This is a genomic window from Paraburkholderia sp. SIMBA_030 (assembly GCF_046535245.1).
Classification (GTDB): domain Bacteria; phylum Pseudomonadota; class Gammaproteobacteria; order Burkholderiales; family Burkholderiaceae; genus Paraburkholderia.
Genome location: NZ_JAWRXB010000594.1, coordinates 1 through 270 on the forward strand (window position 1 = coordinate 1; position 270 = coordinate 270).

Consider the following 270-nt stretch of genomic DNA (forward strand, 5'->3'; position numbering starts at 1 on the left):
GCATTTCGCGAGAATTTCGATACGCGGCTGATGCTGGAGAACTGCGCATGAGCCGCTCTCCCGTCTGGCACCCGTTCACCCAGCACGCCCTCGAACCGGCGATGAGGCGCATCGTAAAGACAGAAGGCAGTTCTCTTTTCGACGAGGATGGCAATCGTATTCTGGATGCGATTTCTTCCTGGTGGGTCATCACCCATGGCCATCGCCACCCGGCCATCATGGCCGCGATCCGCGAGGCGACAGAGGTCTACGACCAGGTGATCTTTGCTG

1 protein-coding gene is annotated in these 270 nt (G+C 58.9%); it reads left to right on the forward strand.

Features of this window, described 5'->3' with window-relative positions; translation table 11 throughout:
* Positions 1-47 precede the first annotated feature (47 nt).
* Positions 48-270 (forward strand): aminotransferase class III-fold pyridoxal phosphate-dependent enzyme (locus SB772_RS41330; protein WP_410838691.1); only part of this gene is annotated, 223 nt, incomplete at its 3' end.